The organism is Campylobacter sp. JMF_15 NE4 (assembly GCF_027737645.1).
In the GTDB taxonomy this organism is placed as follows: Bacteria; Campylobacterota; Campylobacteria; order Campylobacterales; family Campylobacteraceae; genus Campylobacter_B.
On record NZ_JAOVTY010000003.1, the window covers coordinates 1 to 17642 of the forward strand.

15 protein-coding genes are annotated in these 17642 nt (G+C 42.4%); 3 read left to right on the plus strand and 12 right to left on the minus strand.

Features of this window, described 5'->3' with window-relative positions; all coding sequences use genetic code 11:
• Positions 1 to 182: 182 nt before the first annotated feature.
• The 3 genes from trpS to der are packed head-to-tail and all read right to left on the minus strand — an operon-like array spanning position 183 to position 3108.
• Positions 183 to 1178 carry a tryptophan--tRNA ligase gene (gene trpS / locus OFN98_RS06755; protein WP_270865411.1) on the minus strand — a complete coding sequence of 332 codons (996 nt, stop codon included), beginning with the start codon at positions 1176 to 1178 and terminating at the stop codon, positions 183 to 185.
• The gene (locus OFN98_RS06760; RefSeq protein ID WP_270875020.1) at positions 1175 to 1702 is read right to left on the minus strand and encodes a shikimate kinase; all 528 of its coding nucleotides are present in this window, start codon (positions 1700 to 1702) and stop codon (positions 1175 to 1177) included. The genes trpS and OFN98_RS06760 overlap by 4 nt, the downstream gene beginning before the upstream one ends.
• Positions 1699 to 3108, minus strand: a complete 1410-nt coding sequence (der, locus tag OFN98_RS06765; protein WP_270875019.1) for a ribosome biogenesis GTPase Der — start codon at positions 3106 to 3108, stop codon at positions 1699 to 1701. Before der ends, OFN98_RS06760 begins: the two co-directional genes overlap by 4 nt.
• A gap of 98 nt (positions 3109 to 3206) precedes the next feature.
• On the opposite strand from der, the gene OFN98_RS06770 reads away from it, so the two are divergent.
• Complete coding sequence (locus OFN98_RS06770) at positions 3207 to 4112, plus strand: DMT family transporter (RefSeq protein ID WP_270875018.1); 906 nt, start codon at positions 3207 to 3209, stop codon at positions 4110 to 4112.
• Between the two features lie 2 nt (positions 4113 to 4114).
• Entirely contained in the window at positions 4115 to 5038 is a 924-nt protein-coding gene (locus tag OFN98_RS06775; protein WP_270875017.1) for a DMT family transporter, read from the plus strand.
• 374 nt (positions 5039 to 5412) lie between these two features.
• Here OFN98_RS06775 and polA read toward each other — a convergent pair whose 3' ends face one another.
• The 8 genes from polA to OFN98_RS06815 form a co-directional block, all read right to left on the minus strand.
• The gene (gene polA, locus OFN98_RS06780; protein ID WP_270875016.1) at positions 5413 to 8043 is read right to left on the minus strand and encodes a DNA polymerase I; all 2631 of its coding nucleotides are present in this window, start codon (positions 8041 to 8043) and stop codon (positions 5413 to 5415) included.
• 74 nt (positions 8044 to 8117) lie between these two features.
• The gene (locus OFN98_RS06785) at positions 8118 to 9560 is read right to left on the minus strand and encodes a Ppx/GppA phosphatase family protein (RefSeq protein ID WP_270875015.1); all 1443 of its coding nucleotides are present in this window, start codon (positions 9558 to 9560) and stop codon (positions 8118 to 8120) included.
• A complete protein-coding gene (locus tag OFN98_RS06790; RefSeq protein ID WP_270859720.1) occupies positions 9560 to 9805 on the minus strand; it encodes a YfhL family 4Fe-4S dicluster ferredoxin in 246 nt (81 codons plus the stop codon). Before OFN98_RS06790 ends, OFN98_RS06785 begins: the two co-directional genes overlap by 1 nt.
• A gap of 81 nt (positions 9806 to 9886) precedes the next feature.
• Positions 9887 to 11107 (minus strand): sensor histidine kinase, encoded by a 1221-nt coding sequence (locus tag OFN98_RS06795; protein ID WP_270875014.1) that lies wholly within the window; start codon positions 11105 to 11107, stop codon positions 9887 to 9889.
• A 38-nt stretch (positions 11108 to 11145) separates the two neighbouring features.
• Complete coding sequence (gene hsrA / locus OFN98_RS06800; protein ID WP_270859722.1) at positions 11146 to 11817, minus strand: homeostatic response regulator transcription factor HsrA; 672 nt, start codon at positions 11815 to 11817, stop codon at positions 11146 to 11148.
• A 76-nt stretch (positions 11818 to 11893) separates the two neighbouring features.
• Complete coding sequence (locus tag OFN98_RS06805; RefSeq protein WP_270866595.1) at positions 11894 to 12211, minus strand: dihydroneopterin aldolase; 318 nt, start codon at positions 12209 to 12211, stop codon at positions 11894 to 11896.
• Positions 12208 to 12852, minus strand: a complete 645-nt coding sequence (plsY, locus tag OFN98_RS06810; protein ID WP_270875013.1) for a glycerol-3-phosphate 1-O-acyltransferase PlsY — start codon at positions 12850 to 12852, stop codon at positions 12208 to 12210. The genes OFN98_RS06805 and plsY overlap by 4 nt, the downstream gene beginning before the upstream one ends.
• A gap of 8 nt (positions 12853 to 12860) precedes the next feature.
• Complete coding sequence (locus tag OFN98_RS06815; RefSeq protein ID WP_270875012.1) at positions 12861 to 15152, minus strand: helicase HerA domain-containing protein; 2292 nt, start codon at positions 15150 to 15152, stop codon at positions 12861 to 12863.
• A 90-nt stretch (positions 15153 to 15242) separates the two neighbouring features.
• Here OFN98_RS06815 and OFN98_RS06820 point away from each other — a divergent pair, with 90 nt between their 5' ends.
• Positions 15243 to 16166 (plus strand): methylenetetrahydrofolate reductase, encoded by a 924-nt coding sequence (locus OFN98_RS06820; protein WP_270875011.1) that lies wholly within the window; start codon positions 15243 to 15245, stop codon positions 16164 to 16166.
• Between the two features lie 89 nt (positions 16167 to 16255).
• On the opposite strand, the gene OFN98_RS06825 is transcribed toward OFN98_RS06820, so the two are convergent.
• Complete coding sequence (locus OFN98_RS06825; protein WP_270875010.1) at positions 16256 to 17599, minus strand: DUF2130 domain-containing protein; 1344 nt, start codon at positions 17597 to 17599, stop codon at positions 16256 to 16258.
• Between the last annotated feature and the right edge of the window lie 43 nt (positions 17600 to 17642).

The following is a 17642-nucleotide window of genomic DNA, read 5'->3' on the forward strand; positions in this document are numbered from 1 at the left end:
AGTTTTTGACAATAATAAATAAAATAACACGCATTGGAAAATAACAGAAGTTAGATTTCAAAAACGGAAAGTGGATTATATTCAAGGGTTGCTTAAAAAGAGATTAAAGAGAAGGAGGAATTTAAAATTTTGCAAAATTTATAAATTTCGCCAAATTTTGCTTGGCGAAATTTAACTAAAATTTATCTATAAATCCCCACACTTTCGCGTATTAGGCGCATTTTTTCACTTGCGATTTTTTGCGCCTTTTGCGCACCATAAGCCAAAATTTCATCTAGCTTTTTCTTATCAGCTAGCAACTCAGCGTATTTTTCGCGCGCCTGTCCGAAATACTCACTCACAAGCTCGCCAAGATACATCTTAAAGTGTCCGTGTCCCTCGCCACCACGCTCATATCGAGCTTGCAAGGCTTTTTGTCCTTCTTGGTCTAAAAAGAGTTTTGCTATATTATAGACATTGCAGTTTTGCCACTGCTTTGGCGCTTCGAGCGGCTCAGATGTCGTAACAATCGAGCCGATTTGCTTTTTTTGCTCCTTTGGCGAAGAAAAAATATCAATCGTATTTCCGTAGCTTTTGCTCATTTTTGCGCCGTCCGTGCCAGGGACTATTGCGACATTTTCGCTGATTCTAGCGCTTGGCAGGGTTAAAATTTCGCCATGCGCGTTGTTAAATTTCAAAGCGATATCGCGCGCGATTTCGACATGCTGAATTTGATCTTTGCCCACAGGCACGCTCGTAGCGTCATATAGCAAAATATCAGCCGCCATTAGCACAGGGTATGAAAACAAATCGTGCTTGCTCTCAAAGCCCTTTGCGACCTTGTCTTTGTAAGCGTGAGCGCGCTCTAATAGCCCCATTGGCGTGTATCCGCTAAGTATCCAGTAAAGCTCCAAAACCTCTTTCACATCGCTTTGCACCCAAAATGTCGATTTTTCTGGATCGATTCCCAAAGACAAAAACGCCGCAGCCGCCTCATAAGTGCTCTCTTTGAGCTTCGCACCCTCGCTAACAGAGGTGAGCGCGTGGTAGTTTGCGATGAACAAAAACAGCTCCTCGCCCGCATTTTGCGCATCTACCATTTGCTTAATGCTGGCAAAATAATTCCCTAAATGTAGCCTGCCTGAGGGTTGAAGCCCAGTTAGTGTGCGCGGATTTGAAATTTTAGATTTTTCACTCATTTTTTAACCTCTTTTTTGATAATTTTTAGTAATTTTTCAATAACTTCTTTTTGCGAATTTTTCTCTACATTTACGATATAATCGGCCTTGGCGCTGTATTTTTTATCCCTTTGCTCATGCAGGGCGCGCGCCTTTTTTAAATCAGTCAAAAGCGGTCGTTTTGCGATTTTTTTGCTAGCGTTTTGGCTAGAATTTATGCGCTTAATTATCGCATCGAAGCTCGATTTTAGGTAGATTACGGTGCCAATTTTGTTTAAATTTTTAACAGCATAAAACCCGCCGCCAGTCGAGATTATCGCGCCACTCACATTTTTTTCCAAAAATTTAGCGAGTTTTTTCTCTATTTTGCGAAATTCCACCTCGCCCTGCTCCTCGAAAATTTTGCGAATTTTTTTGTTTGCGTAGCTTTCGATCATATCGTCGCAATCTATCGCAAAGCGCCCGCTAGCCCCAGCCAAAGCTCGCGCGAAAGTCCCCTTGCCAACGCCCATAAAGCCGATTAAGATTATATTTTTTGCGCTCATTTTTGCCCTTTTTTCAAATTTGCCTCGCCCTCGTCGTCGTTTCCGCGATTTTTAGGGATTATGACCAAAGGCGTCCCGCTTAAATCGAATTTCTCTCTAAGTTTGTTCGCCAAATAGCGTTTATAGCTAAAATGAAGAGCTCGCGGGCGATTCATCACAAGCGCGATTTTAGGCGGAGCGAAGCCAAACTGCGCCGCATAGTAGATTTTCACGCTCTTGCCCTTATCGTGCGGAAGCGGGTGAGCTTTGGTCGCTTCCTCGATTAGTGCATTTAAATGAGCGGTTTTTATCTTTTGCGTGTAATTTTTATAAACCTGCAAAATCAGCGGGTAGAGCTTGTGTATGCGTTTGCCACCAAGCGCGCTTACACTAATAACCGGCGCGTAAGCTAGAAATTTAAATTTATCGCGCAAATCGCGCACCATAGCGTCAAATTCAGCCTCGCTTTTATCCCATTTATTTAGCACGATTATCACGCCTAGCTCAAATTTAGCCGCAAGCCCAGCAATTCGCTCATCTAGCTCGCTAAATGGCTCAGAAGAGTCCAAAACCAAAAGCGCAATGTCTGAATTTTCTAAAATTTTCTCCGTTCTATTTAGCGCAAACCTCTCTATCCCCTCGATTTTACCGCGCTTTCTGATACCAGCAGTATCCACAAACTCAAACCTTCTTCCCTCAAATTCATAGCTTTCATTGACAGGGTCTATCGTCGTGCCAGCCACACTGCTTACCACCGAGCGTTCGTTTTTCACAAGGGCGTTTAAAAGGCTAGATTTGCCCACATTTACCCGCCCGATGATGCCTACATTTATGGTTTTGTTCTCGTAATACTCGCTCTCATCGCTCTCTTTGATTTCGCCATTATCGTCAAAATTTTCTAAAAAATCATCGAAATCCTCGCTCTCGTCCCCTCGCACAGGCGCAGAATCTAGGTGAGTATAAATCCAATCCCTAAGCTCGTCAATACCGGCATTATGGCTGACAGATAGTGCAAACATCTGCGCGCCAAATTCGTTAAATTCCCAACTTCTTTCTTCATCTTTTTTGCTATCTACTTTATTTACGAGCAAAACTATCGGTTTGCCTAACTTTTGCAAAGAAAAGAAAATTTTGCGATCCTGCTCATCTGGGAGCAGTTTGCCATCGACCATAAAAAGAATAATATCCGCATTTTGCGCCTCGGCTAGGGTTTTTGCCTGCACACGCGCAAAAAGCTCGCTCGTATCATCAAGTCCGCCAGAATCGACTATCATCGCATTTCTATCATAAATTTGCACGGCAATTTTGTTCGTATCCCTCGTGGTGCCTGAAACCTCGCTAGTAATGGCAATTCTTGCGTTTGCGAAGCGGTTAAAAAGGCTCGATTTTCCCACATTTGGGCGCCCTATTATCATCACTGTTTTCATAATACTTCCTTTGATTTTTCTCATTATAGCCAAATTTTATTAAGTAAATCAAAATTTAAAAACAGCTATAATTATAGGCTTTTTTGAGGGGTCAAATTTTGAAATACAACAGCTTTTTATTGCACCATTTAAGCATTTATTATATGTTGCTTGCGTGCTTTTACAACTCCATTGCAGGGACATTTGCTAAAATTTTGGCCATGCAAATCCCAGCCATTGAAGTCGTGCTGTTTCGAAATTTATTAGCCCTTTTTATCATTTTATACATCATGCGCAAAAACCGCAAAATTCAAGCACAACCAAGCCGTGGCGGACATCCGTGGATGCTTGCTACGCGCGGAGTTATCGGGATTTTGGGCTTAATCGTATTTTTTTACAACCTTACGCAACTAAGCCTAGGCGAGGCCTTTACCTTCCAAAAAACAGCGCCGATTTTTATCGCCGTGATTGCATATTTTGCGCTAAAAGAAAAATTATCCAAATTTGGCTGGTTTGCCGTATTTTTGGGCTTTGTGGGTATCGTTTTGGTGATACAGCCTCACTTTGGGATTCATGCTGGACATATTTTTGGGATTTTAAGCGGTCTGTTTGCCGCGATTGCGCTCACGGCTGTCAGGGAGCTGCGCAAGTATTACAGCGCAAATGTAATCATACTCTCAGCCCTGCTTGCAGGCACGCTAATGCCGATATTTTTCATGGCGATTGCCGAATTTATCGAAATTCCTGCGCTAAATTTTATGATTAGCAAATTTGTCATGCCAGATCTCATGGGCTGGGGAATTGGCGCGATTTTGGGCGTTTGCGGGCTGTATTATCAATCCTATCTCACCAAAGCCTACGCTGCTACCAGAAAGGCAGGGATCGTCGCCACACTAAGCTACACGGATATTATTTTTTCGATGATTTTTGGGCTAGCTTTGGGAGATACACTCCCAAATTTCACCGCACTTTGCGGAATCGCGCTGATAATTGCGGCTGGAATTTTAATAGCAAATAGGAGATAATTTTGGGTTATTCTAAATTTTGGCTTAAAAATTTAGGCGTCTATTATATGCTAATAGCTAGCTTTTATTTCGCGCTAAATGGGGCGCTAGCCAAGGTCATGGCAGAGCAAATGAGTAGCGTAGAAATCGTGTTTTTCAGAAACGCCGTAGGGCTAGCTATCGTGCTAATCTCACTAAAAAGGCTAAAAAATTTCGGCGTGGGCGGGAAGCCGTGGCTACTTTTTTTCCGCGCATTTATCGGCAGCTGCGGGATTATAGCGACCTTTTATAATATCGCTCACATCGAGCTTGGCACGGCTTTTACCTTCCAAAAAACAGCCCCGATTTTCACCGCACTTTTTTCATCGATTTTCCTAGGCGAAAAGCTTAGCTTTAAAGGCTGGTGCGCCATAATGCTAGGTTTTGGCGGGATTTTGCTCGTTATCCAGCCTCACATTAGCATTGCGCCGACTGATATCATCGGCGTTTTTGGCGGTATGTGCGCGGGACTAGCATACACTAGCGTCAGGGAGCTTCGCAAATACTACGCCACGGATATCATAATCCTAGTTTTCGTCTTTGGTGCTGCGCTTGTAAGCTCTGCGCTAATGTGCGCGGAATTTGCGCTAAGAGGACGCGAAATTGAAATTTTAGGCGTGATTTCGAGCGCAAATTTAAGCAAATTTGCCTATTTTAACATGCCAAATCTCTTTGGCTGGGTTTTGGTCGCACTGCTAGGAATTAGCGGAATTTATTTCCAAAAATACATGACGCGCTCTTACGCAGCCTCCAAAAAGGCTGGCGTTGCGGCTGCGATTAGCTACACAGACATTATCTTTACGCTGATTTTAGGCGTCATGCTAGGCGATAGTTTGCCGAATTTAATGGCGTTTTTGGGGATTTTGGTCGTCATCGTAAGCGGAGTTTTAATCGCAAGAGAACGCTAAATTTAGCCGAATTTTAAAATTCCGCTGTCCGCAAGCTTGGATACTGCACCCGAAATCTTGCATTTAAGTGTCATTGCGAGGCGTGATAACGCCGAAGCAATCTACAAAGCTAAAATTAAAGGCAGGGTAAATAGCAGAATTTTAAATTTCCTAGAATTTCAAATTTTTGATAATTGCAATCCGCTAGGATTTTTAAAGTCTAATCTTTTTATGCGGGGGCGGCGCTCAGAGTTGCGAGGGCCGCCCGCCCCCGCACCCCCACCGGGCCGACGCCCATACTGTGGCGTGCTATGCACGCGTTTATTTACTGAATTTTGCTTACGCAAAATTCTTTGCAATTGCGCTTATAAATAAAATTTTGCAAAATTTCAAATTTATTTCAACTCGCCCCAGCTAGTAGCGATATCTAGGCTCGTTACGAGCGGGACATTTAAATTCACAACATTTTGCATGATTTCCCTAATTTTCGCGCCAAATTCCTGCGCATACTCGCTTTTTACCTCGAAAATCAGCTCATCGTGGATTTGCAAAACTAGCCTTGCCTCATCGCCTAAATGTGGCGAAATCTCAACCATAGCCTTTTTGATAATGTCCGCTGCCGAACCTTGAAACTTCGTATTTACCGCCTCTCGCTCGTATGTGGCTAGAAGAAGCGGCGAAGCGTTAGCGAAATCAAAATACCGCCTGCGCCCAAAAAGCGTAGTGATAAATCCGTCGTTTTTGGCGCTGTTTTTTAGCCCCTCCAAAAACTCCTTAATCGTCGCAAACGAGGCGAAATATCGCTCGATATAGCCCTTTGCTTCATTTCGCGGAATTTGCAAATTTTGCGCTAGTTTGCTTGCCCCCATGCCATAAATCAAACCAAAATTTATACTCTTTGCAATCGCCCTGTGTGCAGGTTCGCTATCGCCAAAAATGCTGATTGCAGTGCGCGAGTGTATGTCCTCGCCCGCCCCAAATGCCTGCAAAAGCGCAGGATCCTTGCTAAAATGTGCCAAAAGTCTAAGCTCGATTTGCGAATAATCCAGCGAAAGCAGGCTATACCCCTCCTGCGCGATGAAGCAGTTTCGCATATCCTTCGCCAAAGCCCCACGCGCGGGGATATTTTGCAAATTTGGATTTTTGGAAGATAACCTGCCGGTGCTGGTGCCTGTTTGCATGAAATTTGAGTAAATTCTGCTATTTTCGTTTTTCATCGCAAGGGCGTAAAGTGGCTCACAATAGGTGCTTTGAAGCTTGTAAAGCTCGCGATAAGCTAGGATTTTTTCGACTACTGGGTGCGCCTGTATAAGCAGGGCCAGCACGCTCTCATCGGTGCTGTAACCTGTTTTGGTCTTTTTTTGGCACGGCAAACCCAAATGCTCGAAAAGCACCACACCAAGCTGTTTTGTGGAGTTTATGTTAAAACTCTCGCCACTAAGCTCGTAAATTTCGTTTGTCAGCACCCTAAGCGCGCTTTCGTTGCGAGAAATCAGCTCGCTTAAATTTGGCTTTGAAATTTTAATTCCTGCATTTTCCATATCGCGCAAAACACGCACAAATGGGAATTCTAGCGTTTTTGCCAAATTTAGCAACTCTGGCGAGAGTAAATTTTGAAATTTAAAATAAAATTTCAAAGTTATCCACGCATCTTCGGCTGCGTATTTCGTGGCCTCATCAAACTCCAAACTCGCAAAAGTCTCGCCCTTAGCCACGATATCTTCAAATTTAATCGTATCATAATCAAAATATCTCTTAGCTAAATTGTCCATACCCACGCTCTCGCCAGGATTTATGAGCCACGCTAAAATCATCGTATCAGCGAATTTGCGTGGCGGTTTGATACCGAAATTTTGCTCTATGATATTAAAATCGTATTTTAAATTTTGCCCCACGACAAAGCCAGAAAAAATCCGCTCAATCGCCATTTTCGCCGAATTTAGCAAAATTTGCTCGCCCACGCCTAAGTAATTATGCGTAAGCGGCACATAATACGCCTTTTGCTCGTTGAAACAAAACGAAAAGCCCACGATTTTGGCGTTTTTGCTATCTAGGCCAGTGGTTTCGGTATCAAACGCCACGATAGTATCCTCGCTAATGCCCTCGCAAAGGCGCGCTAGCTCGCTCTCGTCCCTCACGCACACTGGCTTAAAAGCTAGGCTCTCTTCGCTTTTACCGCCTTCGTTTTCGAGCGCAGAAAGAAGCTTGTGTAGCTCGTATTCGCGCAAAATTTCTTTGATTTTATGAAGCGGATTTTGCTCGGGAAAAACGGCGTTTTGCAGTGGCGAAATTTCGACCTCATCGCAAAGCGTGGCAAGCTTCTGGCTCATAAAAGCTTCGTTTTTGGAGTTTATGAGATACTCGCGCTGTTTGTTTGGCGGCAAAAGCTCGATATTTTCGTAAATCCTCTCCAAACTCCCCCACTCATCAAGCAGTTTTTTCGCCCCCTTTTCGCCTATGCCTTTCACGCCCGGGATATTATCTGCGCTGTCACCACAAATAGCCAAAAAATCGATGATTTGCTCGGGATAGACGCCGTATTTTTCATAGCACTCATCGCGGCCGTAGAGCATTTTTTTAGCATAGCTATAAATGCGCGTCTCGCCACCAATTAGCTGATAAAGGTCTTTGTCGCTGGTTACGATATTGATTTTATGCGTGTCGCGGTAGGTTTTAACCACGCTTGCTATTAAATCATCGGCCTCAAAGCCCTCTTTCTGCGCTGTGCAAAAGCCCATTTTCTCTATCATTTCTATGCAAACCGGAAGCTGTGCCAAAAGCGCATCTGGTGGGGTTTGGCGGTTTGTTTTGTAGTTTGGGTCAATCTGCGAGCGAAAGGTCTTGCCCTTGCTATCAAGGGCGAAAATTATATAATCGCTTTTAAACTCTCGCTCCAAATTTGCGATAAAATTCGCAAATCCACTCACCATACCACTTGGCTTGCCACTTTTGGTCTTTAAGCTACTCATCGCATAATACAGGCGGAAAAAAAAGCCAAAAGTGTCGATAATCGTGATAGTTTTCATACATTTCCTTAAATTTTGATTTTGCGTAGTGTAGTGAAATTTGGCTAAATTTTGCAAATTTGCCAAATTCAAATTTATATAAAATTTATCGCAAAAACAGCTGGTTTTGGGAGTTTGCGTAGGCTGTCTTTGAGCATTAATTTGTTTTTTGCGCCCGCGATTTGCAGGGTTAAATTTTCGAATTTAAACTCCAAATTTTTAAGCGCATTTTCGTTCAAAATCCGTGCGAATTCACACAAAAAGCTAAGCCACGCTAATGTTCGCTCATTTGGTAAAATTTCGCTTAAATTTGCAAAATTTGGGCTTAAATTTGGCTTGCCGTGCATTGCGATAATCGCCGCGATTAGGGCTTTTTGCTCGTGGCTCGTGCGGTAGTTTAGCCCATTTAGCACCATGGAAGCTGCGCTTTCGTGTTTGGCATAAAAGCCAAGCCTTGCGCCAATCTCGCAAAGTTTGGCGGCGTAGCAAAGCGGGCTAATGTATCTGTCTTCTAGCTTGTGAAGGGAGAAAAGCACGCTAAAAAGGGCTTTGGCGAACTTGTCTGCGTGCGAGCTTTCGCTAGCAAATCTATCTTGCAGACTTTTTAGGCTTGGGTTGAAATTCTTTGGCAAATTTACCCCATGCAAAATCGAGCCCAAAAACACACCCTCTCGCACACCCACACCGCTTGTAATCACGCTTTTTGCGCCGATTTTTTTAGCAATCTCGCTAAAAATTATCGCGCCCTCTCTAATCGTATCGTAACGCTCTTTTTTTATCGGAAATTTGGCTAGTTCTAGGGTTTTTGCGCCGATTAATTTGCTAAAAAACGGCGCGTATTTTTCGTAATCATAGCAGTAATTATGCACGATTTTAATCGGATAATTCTCAATCGCCATTATGGCATTGCTTAGCGCTCTTGCCGAACCGCCCATAGCGATTAAATTTGAGCTAGCAAATTCATCGCCAACCGCGCTGATTGCCTTATTTACATAGCCATATAGCCCAGCCATATCGCCTTTGTCGAAAAATAGCTCTTTTAGGCGAACGGTGCCTAAATTTAGCGAAATTTTAGCCTCGATTTTGCCATTTTTAATGCGCGCAAGCTCGGTCGAGCCTCCGCCGATATCCACGCTCACGCCGTCTTTGAAATCGCTAAGGAGATTGTGTGCGGCGTATCCTCCAAAATACGCCTCACTCTCGCCATCTATTTTGCGGATTGCGATTTTGGTTTTTTGGAAAACTAGCTTGATAAACTCGCCCCCATTTGGAGCGTCGCGCAGTGCAGAAGTGCCTACGCAAAGCACCCTTTTGGCGCCGTATTTTTGGAGTAACTCTTTGAATTCCACAAACGCGTCGAGACATTTTTGCATAGCCGCTGGTTGCAAAACTCCGCCATTTTCATACGCGCCCTCGCCTAGGCGGACTTTGATTTTGTGCTCTGCAAGGATAAAAAACCCAAATCTGCTCGTTCGCTCAAAAATCACTAATCTGGCAGAATTTGAGCCTAAATCAATCACTCCAACGCGTTTTGGCATTAATAATCCATGTGAGCGTGTTTGTATTTGAGCTCACCCTCGGTTTCGATATTATCAGGATCGTAGGTGATACACTCGACAGGGCAGACTACGATGCAGGCTGGTTCTGAGTATTGATCCACGCACTCGCAGCACCTATCTGAATCAATCATATATGTCGGCTCGTCCTCGAAAATCGCCTCATTTGGGCACTCTTCGCGACACGCATCGCAACTAATACACTCGTCTGTAATCATCAAAGACATAAATTTAACCTTTACAAAAAAAATTAGTGCATTTATACACTAAAAACTTTTAATTTTATTTTAAAAAATACCAAATTTACGCTATTTTTTGAGATTTTTTAGCGGAATTGTAAGGGTCGCTACAATTTTGTCTTTGGCGGGCGAATTTTTAAGGCTCACAGATGCGCCCATAGCCTGCGCGGCGTTTTTGGCCAAAAACAGCCCAAGCCCAGCGCCAGGCTTGCCACCCTTGCGTTTAAACGGCGCGAAAAAGTCCTGACTCTCGTCGATACTCTCGCCTAAATTTTCCACACGCACGATAAAATAATCGCCCGAAATTTCACTGAAAACCTCGATTACTTCGCCTTCTGGGGAAAATTTAATCGCGTTTTGGACGAAATTTTGGATAATGTGCATAAAAAGATTTTTTTGAATACTCACTTCTAGGGATTTTGGCGAAATTTTGCTTACGACATCTTTTTTTTCATTTTTAGCCAAAATTTTAAAATTCACGCACAGCTCGCCTAGATACTGCACGATATCAAGCTGCTCCGGGCTCTCAAACTGCGCGCCCTCTTGGCGACCAATCTCTAAAATCGAGATTATCATTTTGTTCATATCGTCGATTGATTTGTTGTTGTTTTGGAGTGCCTCGATGTATTTTTCCGCCTCTCTTGGCTTTATGAGCGTTACTTCGTTTTTGGTTTTCATCACTGCTAGCGGGGTTTTTAACTCGTGCGCGATACCGATAAATAGCTCTTTTTGATACATTATGAAGGTCTGAATTCGATCGATTAGGCGGTTTATGTTTGTCAAAATCGGGCGAAATTCGCTCTCGCACCTCTCCATATCAAGTGGGGCTAGAAATTTCTCATCGAGACTAGCTAGCTTTTGCGAGATCACTTTAATTGGCATCAAAAGCGTGCGCGATAGAAACATAGCGTAAAAAATTATCAAAAATATCATTGTCAAATTTAGGATAATAATATCCACAAGTATCTGATTTGCGATATTTGCATAGACCGTTACATCGGTTTTGATCTGCAAAATTTCCTCATTGCTATATGGGTATTGAAGGGTCAAAAAATTGCTTTCGCCCTCTTGGCTCTCGTAAAATTTAGGCTTGGTGATTTTCTCGCCATAAACGAAACTCGTGATAAACTCGCCTTTGGGGTCTGGCAGATACTCTGGGATTTTTTCGACTGGAATTTTTGGCAGTTTTGTGATATTTTCAGCCCTTACTAAAAGTCCATGGACTGAATTTTCGAAAATCGTAATCCTTATGTAGTTATAAAGCATTACGGAAAAAATCAAAATTAGCATCGCCGAAGCAGATGCTAATTGGATTATGAAACGGGTTCTTAGGCTTTTTGTGGAAAGCAAAATCTATATCCGCGACGACGAACTGTCTCGATTGTAGAAATATTTAGTGGTTTATCCATTTTTTGGCGGATTTGGTTGATTGCGACCTCGATTACATTTGGGGTTACTAGCTCTGGCTCTTCCCAAATAGCGTCAAGTAGTTGCTCTTTGCTTACGATTTGGTCTGAGTGGCGAGCTAGGTGAGTTAGCACCTCGAAAGGTTTGCCTTTTAGCTCGATTTCTTGGCCAAGATATGTGATTTTCTCCTCATCTGGATCGATAATAAGATCGTCGATTTTGATGATATTTGAGCCGCCAAATCTAAGTCTAGCTTCAAGTCTAGCCACCAAAACATCGAAATCAAATGGTTTTTTGATATAATCATCTGCGCCAGCTTTTAGGGCTTTTATCTCACTTTCTTTATCGTCTTTTGCAGATAGCACGACGACCGCTGTGCGAGCGAATTTTTGTTTTATAATGTTGATTAGATCGACGCCACTGCCATCTGGTAACATCCAGTCGGTTAAAACTAAATCGTAATTTCGTATGCCTATGTAATATTCAGCGTCTTTAAAGCTTTCTGAACTGTCTGTTTGGTAACCAAACTCCGCCAAACCCTCGGCGATAGTTTTGTTTAGAGTAACTTCATCTTCGACAATTAAAATTCTCATTGATTTTCCTTCATAATAAAATTTGGCGTGATTGTAGCATATTTTAAGCCAAAATTCAAGTTTTTTTAAAGAAATTTTAAAAATTTATTTCGATTTGCGCGCCGACTTTTGCGTCAGCTAAAATTTGGGTTTTGTAAATTTTCATATAGAAGTAATTCAGGCTTTTATACTGGGTTTTAAAGCTTTGGGCGAAGAAATTTAGCGCGTCTTCGACGAGCAAAAATTTCTCCCTCTCAAAGCTAAATTTTATAAATTCGCACGCCTTGGCGTAGTCTATAAATTCATCTGCGCCAAATTTTGCGCTTACTAAAATTTCTTGTTTTTTTTCTCTTTCGAAATCCAAAATTCCAACAATCGCGTCGAATTTCAAATCCTCAATCAAAACCCGAATCATATTACCCGTTTTTCCTCGCCACGAAGCAATCTTGCGATATTTGGAATATGTTTGTAAAAGACGATAAAAACTATGATAAAAATCGGCGCGTGAGTGTGGATTGCTGGCATATCTGCGTGGAGTATGTAGCTAGCCACAATTAGCGCAAGCGCCGCTGATAGCGAGGCTATGGACGAAATTTTAAGCACTTTACCCACAATAAACCAAACAACAAGCGCGATGATTAGCTCGATTGGCACGAAGCATGCTAGCACGCCAGCGCCCGTGGCTACGCCCTTGCCACCGCTAAATCCAAGGTATGGCGAAAAGCAATGCCCCACCACAGCAAACACAGCCATGCCCCAAAGCACATTTTCATCAAAACCCATAGCCCGAGCCACCAAAATTGGCACCATGCCCTTTAAAGCGTCACAAACCACGGTCAAAATCGATAAAATTTTAGCCTTTTTGAGGTCTGTTTCTTTAAGCACGCGCAAGACATTTGTGGCCCCTATCGAGCCACTTCCAGCAGATTTGATATCAACCTTGCCAAAGTATTTGCCGATAAGCAGTCCAAACGGCACAGCTCCTAGCAAATACGCTATTAAATAGCACCAAAAATTTGGCGCCTTAAAAAGTCCTAAAATCACATCTAATATCATTTTTTACCCTAACTCTTCCACAAAATCGAAATTTTCTCATCATAAATATCTGTCTTTTTCGGAGCCAGCGAGACTACGCCAAGCTCGATATTTTTGAGATCTAAGCTCTCTTTTAACTGCGCGATTTGCTCATCAAATCTCTCTTGCAGGGCCTGCATTTGCGAGTATAGCTCATCTACGCTAGCTTCTGCGTTTTTGGCTTCGTTGCGTTGGGTTAGCACGCGGTGAGCATTTCGCACACCACTTACGGTTTTGCTAATCGTAGTCGCACTCGTGCGCGATCTGCCAAAAAGCGAGCCTAGTATCGCGCTTCCTATGCTAAGGGCTGCGTTAATTCCTTGGCTAGTAACATCGCTTTTTTCTTTTTCTAGCTTCTCTTCGGCGCGGTTTATGCGGGTTTGAAGCGTAGATTTTTCTTTTTCAAATTTAGCTAGAATTTCATCTGTTTTTTGCTCTAAAATTTCATTTGCCTTATCTTGCAATCTTTGATAAAACTCTTCTTTGCTCTCATCTGGCGCGCTGTGCATATCAAGTGCGCTGTATAATTCTAGCCTTTGATTACGATAAACCCAGTCTTTGAAATTGCGAATAAAAGTGGCGAAATTTTTCGCACTAGCAATAAAGCTTGGCAAAGCGCAATACGACGAATCCTCTAACTCATCACTTCGTATATTATCAATAGCCCTATCGCTTGCCTCGTCCCAGTTGATCTCGCTAGCATCAGCGATATCAAGCAAATACGCGTAATCTCTCGTGTATTCGCCCTCTTTGTCAGCATAGCGCACCTTAGCTGTGGCGTATAGATACGGGCTTAGCTCGCGAGAGGCGCCGTAGCTGTAAATTTGCGAAATTTCATTTGATACGATTGGTTTGGCACTGCTTGCGCTTTTTACTTTGTTTCCAGTGCTGTTCGCGCCTGGTGTGCCCTTTTTTTCGCTCATTAAATTTGAAATTTGCTCATTGCTTAAAGGGCCTTTTAAATAGCTAAGTGCAAAGCGAGTTTCTATCGTTTTTAGGCTATCTTCGTTGATATTTTTGACCAAGAAATTTCGCTTTTTGAGGTTTGAGATTTGCTCCATTAGCGCAGATTTATCCACAGGATTTGAGCCAATTCCGCTAAGTCCGCCGATTACTCGCTCTTTATCTTGGGCGGTTTGGAGGCGGCCGATAAACCAAGTGCCGATATTGCTAAGGCCTTTGTAATCCAAATCCACAGGGTTTTGCGTGCTAAGAACGCAGCCTAGCCCAAAAGCGCGCGCTTGTTTTAACAGGGTTAGCATAGGGGTTTTTGATGGCGGATTGCCATTTGGCGGGAAAAATCCATAAATCTCGTCCATATACAAAATCGCTCTAAGTGCGCTGGTGCCTTGCGTTTGGCGCATCCAATTAACCATTTCGTTTAAAAGCAAGGTTACGAAAAACATTCTCTCATCGTCGTTTAAATGCGCGATACAAAAGATATTTGCCCTAGCCTTGCCACTCTCGTTAAATAGCATTTTTGCGATATCTAGCCTCTCGCCCTCGCACCAAAGCTTGAAACTTGGGCTTGCGATTAGGGCGTTGATTTTCATAGCTAGCGCCATGCGTTTGTCGCTAGGGAAGAAGTTATTGACATCAAAAACGCCGATTTTATCAAATGGCGGAGTGATGATTTGGTTGATGAGATCGACCACGCTCACGCCCCTACCCTCGCTGAAATTTGAACTAAAAATTTGAGAAATCAGCAAAAATTCCGGTGAGCTTAGATTATCGCTAGTAATGCCAGCTAGGCTAAGCACGCTAGAAGCGATACCGCAGATATAATTATTCATATCCTCATCGTTTAAATTTTTCGGTGCTTCAAAGTCGCTAAGCAGGCTAACTCCTAGCCCAGCACTTGATTTTGGCGTATAAATTTTAAACTCGGCGCTGTTTTTAAGCAGCTCGACTCTGTCTAAATTTTGATAAGAATTTTCTATGCCATTTCGCCACATTTGCGCAGTCTCCTGCGCCATTTGCTCCACGCTAAGGCCTTTATTCGCAGCCTCTGTTTCGTCGATATAAGGCAAAAAATCCTGCGCGCTCATATTTGGAAATGTAAGAGCTAAATTTGTCAAATCGCCCTTGGGATCGATGATGATAGACGGGATATTATCAATCGCAGCCTCTTCTAAAAGCGTGATTCCAAGGCCGGTTTTACCGCTACCAGTCATACCGATGATTAGCGCGTGGGTTGTGAGATCTTTGTTTTTATACAAATACGGCTCAGAATTTTCGAGCCCCAAATAAAAAAGCTTCAAATTTTCTTGCAAAGTTTTCATAAATTTTCCTTCGTAAAATTTGGCGCATTATATCATTTAAATTTTTAAATTTAAATTTGCTACAATATCCTAAATTTAAGGAATTTACCAATGTTGGAACAAAAAATTAAAAACAATGCTAGCGGAATTTTGCTCTATGGTATCGTTCCGCCAAAAATCAGTTTCGAGCCCGAAAAAATCGAGCGACTTGGCGCGCTTTGGAGAGAGCGCATAAGCTCCATGCCATGCGACGGCATAGTCATTTATGATTTGCAAGATGAGAGCGCAAGGACGAGCGAGGCGCGCACTTATGAATTTATCGAAACGCTAGATCCAGCGATGTATTACACCAAACACCTGCGCGAGGTCAAACCAGCCATAATCTACCGCGCTGTGGGCAAATACGATGAGGATAAATTTGGCGAAATTTTAAATGCAAGAGCGAGTAATTTTGGCGTATTTGTGGGTGCCTCATCGAAATACGATACGATGAAAATCCCGCTAAAACGGGCGTATCAGATAAAAAAAGAGATTGCTAGCGATTTGCATTTGGGCGGAATTTGCATAGCCGAGCGCCACAAACAAACACGCACCGAGCACCTAAAAATCGCGTCAAAAAGCATAAGCGGGTGCGAGTATTTCATAAGCCAAGCCGTCTATGACGCCGAGAGTGTGAAAAATTTCATAGATGATTATGCTAATCTTGGGTGCAAAAAAGTGCCTATAATCTTTACTTTCACGCCGTGTGGAAGCGAAAAAACGCTCGAATTTATGAAGTGGCTTGGCATTAGCGTGCCGGATTTTTTGGAAAATCGCCTAAAAACCAGCGCCGATATCTTGCAAAGCTCGGTGAGCCTGTGCGTGGAGCTGTTTGATTTCATCTACAAATACTCGCTTGCAAAGGGCATTAGCGTAGGGGCAAATGTAGAGAGCGTCAGCACCAAAAAGGCTGAAATCGAGGCTTCGATCGAGCTTTTGAAAAAAATCAAAGAAATAATCGTAAAGAGGGAAAATCTAGGAATTGGCGAAAAATAAAATTTGCTAAAATTTAGCAGATTTGTGGCGCAAAATTTTGTTTAAATTTCACCCAAATTTTGCTAAATTTTGCGCCAAATTCGCCAAATTTACTCGTCCGAATTCTGCCCTGCTTCATCAAACATTTTTTGCACGCTTGGAGCGTTGTTGGTTAGCTTTTTGATAGTTAGTTTTTCGGCTTTATCATTAGCTAGGCGCAGATTATTTTCAGAAGATAAAAGCTCATTTTTTACCTTTTCTAAGTGGCTTATAGTTTTGTCGATTTCATCGATTGCCTTTTGAAATTTCTCGCTTGCTAGGCGGTAATTTTTGCCAAATTTATCCTTAAATTCGTCAATATTACTTTTAAAGGTTTCGATATCTAAATTTTGGTTTTGATACTCTACTAGACGCTTTTTATCTTCGAGCGAATTTAGCGCAGCATTGCGTAGTAGCGAGATTATCGGCAAGAAAAACTGCGGGCGGATCACATACATTTTTTCATATTTGTGCGAAACATCGACGATACCGGTATTATAAAGCTCACTATCGCTTTCAAGTAGCGAGACAAGCACCGCGTATTCGCAGTTTTTCGCCTTTCTGTCCTTGTCTAATTTGGCAAAAAATTCCTCGTTTTTGTGCTTTGACGCGGTCGTATCGGACTCGTTTTTCATCTCAAACATTATCGAAATATACTCTACGCCGTCTTTGAAATCGCGAAATATAAAATCGCCTTTGCCGCCCTCTTTGACCTCGTTGTCTTTTTCAAAATAAGCGTTTGCAAATGCGGTGGTGCGGAGCTTCTCAAACTCCGTGCTACAATGGGTCTCCAAGCTCTCGCCAACCATTTTTGTCGATAATTTCGCCTTTAAATCCTTGTAATAATCTATCATCGCGTCTTTGTCGCTGATTGTTTTTTCGAAATTTTCACGCAAAATTTGCTCTTTTTCGACGAAATTTTTCTCTTTTTCGCTCAGTGTGATTTTAAGCTCGGAAATTTCGCTATCTTTGCTCGAAATAGCGTTGCTCACAGCCAATTTTTTTTCATTTTCACTTGCGCTGATTTTGGCGTTTAACTCGGTAATTTTCTGGTTTAACTCGGCGATTTTAGCCTCATTTTCGAGAGAAATTTTGCTTTTTTCAATCTCAAATTTTTGCGTTAAATTCTCATCTTTGCCTTTTAGTTCGGCCTGTGATTTCGCCAAAATTTCTTTAAGTTGTGAAATTTCACTATCTTTTTGCGCTTTTAAACTTGCGATATATTCTTTTGCCCTAGCGATTTCTTGGGATTTTACAAGCTCTAATTCGCTTTGGAATTTTGCGTTTTCGTTTTGCAATCTCTCGTTTAAAATTTTCTCAAATTCGCTATTTCTGATTTGGCTTACGATTTTTTGGTATTCACTCTCATCAATTGCGAAAATTTCGCCGCAGTTTGGACATTTGATCTCAGACATGATTTTTCCTTTACTTTAAAATTTTAGTGAATTTTACAATAAG

Bases quoted from the DNA above. Each gene is read 5' to 3' on its own strand.
- OFN98_RS06760 (WP_270875020.1), bottom strand. From the start codon at position 1,702: ATGAGCGCAAAAAATATAATCTTAATCGGCTTTATGGGCGTTGGCAAG.
- OFN98_RS06815 (WP_270875012.1), bottom strand. From the start codon at position 15,152: ATGAAAACTTTGCAAGAAAATTTGAAGCTTTTTTATTTGGGGCTCGAA.
- OFN98_RS06790 (WP_270859720.1), bottom strand. From the start codon at position 9,805: ATGTCTTTGATGATTACAGACGAGTGTATTAGTTGCGATGCGTGTCGC.
- OFN98_RS06805 (WP_270866595.1), bottom strand. From the start codon at position 12,211: ATGATTCGGGTTTTGATTGAGGATTTGAAATTCGACGCGATTGTTGGA.
- der (WP_270875019.1), bottom strand. From the start codon at position 3,108: ATGAAAACAGTGATGATAATAGGGCGCCCAAATGTGGGAAAATCGAGC.
- OFN98_RS06785 (WP_270875015.1), bottom strand. From the start codon at position 9,560: ATGCCAAAACGCGTTGGAGTGATTGATTTAGGCTCAAATTCTGCCAGA.
- plsY (WP_270875013.1), bottom strand. From the start codon at position 12,852: ATGATATTAGATGTGATTTTAGGACTTTTTAAGGCGCCAAATTTTTGG.
- polA (WP_270875016.1), bottom strand. From the start codon at position 8,043: ATGAAAACTATCACGATTATCGACACTTTTGGCTTTTTTTTCCGCCTG.
- trpS (WP_270865411.1), bottom strand. From the start codon at position 1,178: ATGAGTGAAAAATCTAAAATTTCAAATCCGCGCACACTAACTGGGCTT.
- OFN98_RS06795 (WP_270875014.1), bottom strand. From the start codon at position 11,107: ATGCTAATTTTGATTTTTTCCGTAATGCTTTATAACTACATAAGGATT.
- hsrA (WP_270859722.1), bottom strand. From the start codon at position 11,817: ATGAGAATTTTAATTGTCGAAGATGAAGTTACTCTAAACAAAACTATC.
- OFN98_RS06825 (WP_270875010.1), bottom strand. From the start codon at position 17,599: ATGTCTGAGATCAAATGTCCAAACTGCGGCGAAATTTTCGCAATTGAT.
- OFN98_RS06820 (WP_270875011.1), top strand. From the start codon at position 15,243: ATGTTGGAACAAAAAATTAAAAACAATGCTAGCGGAATTTTGCTCTAT.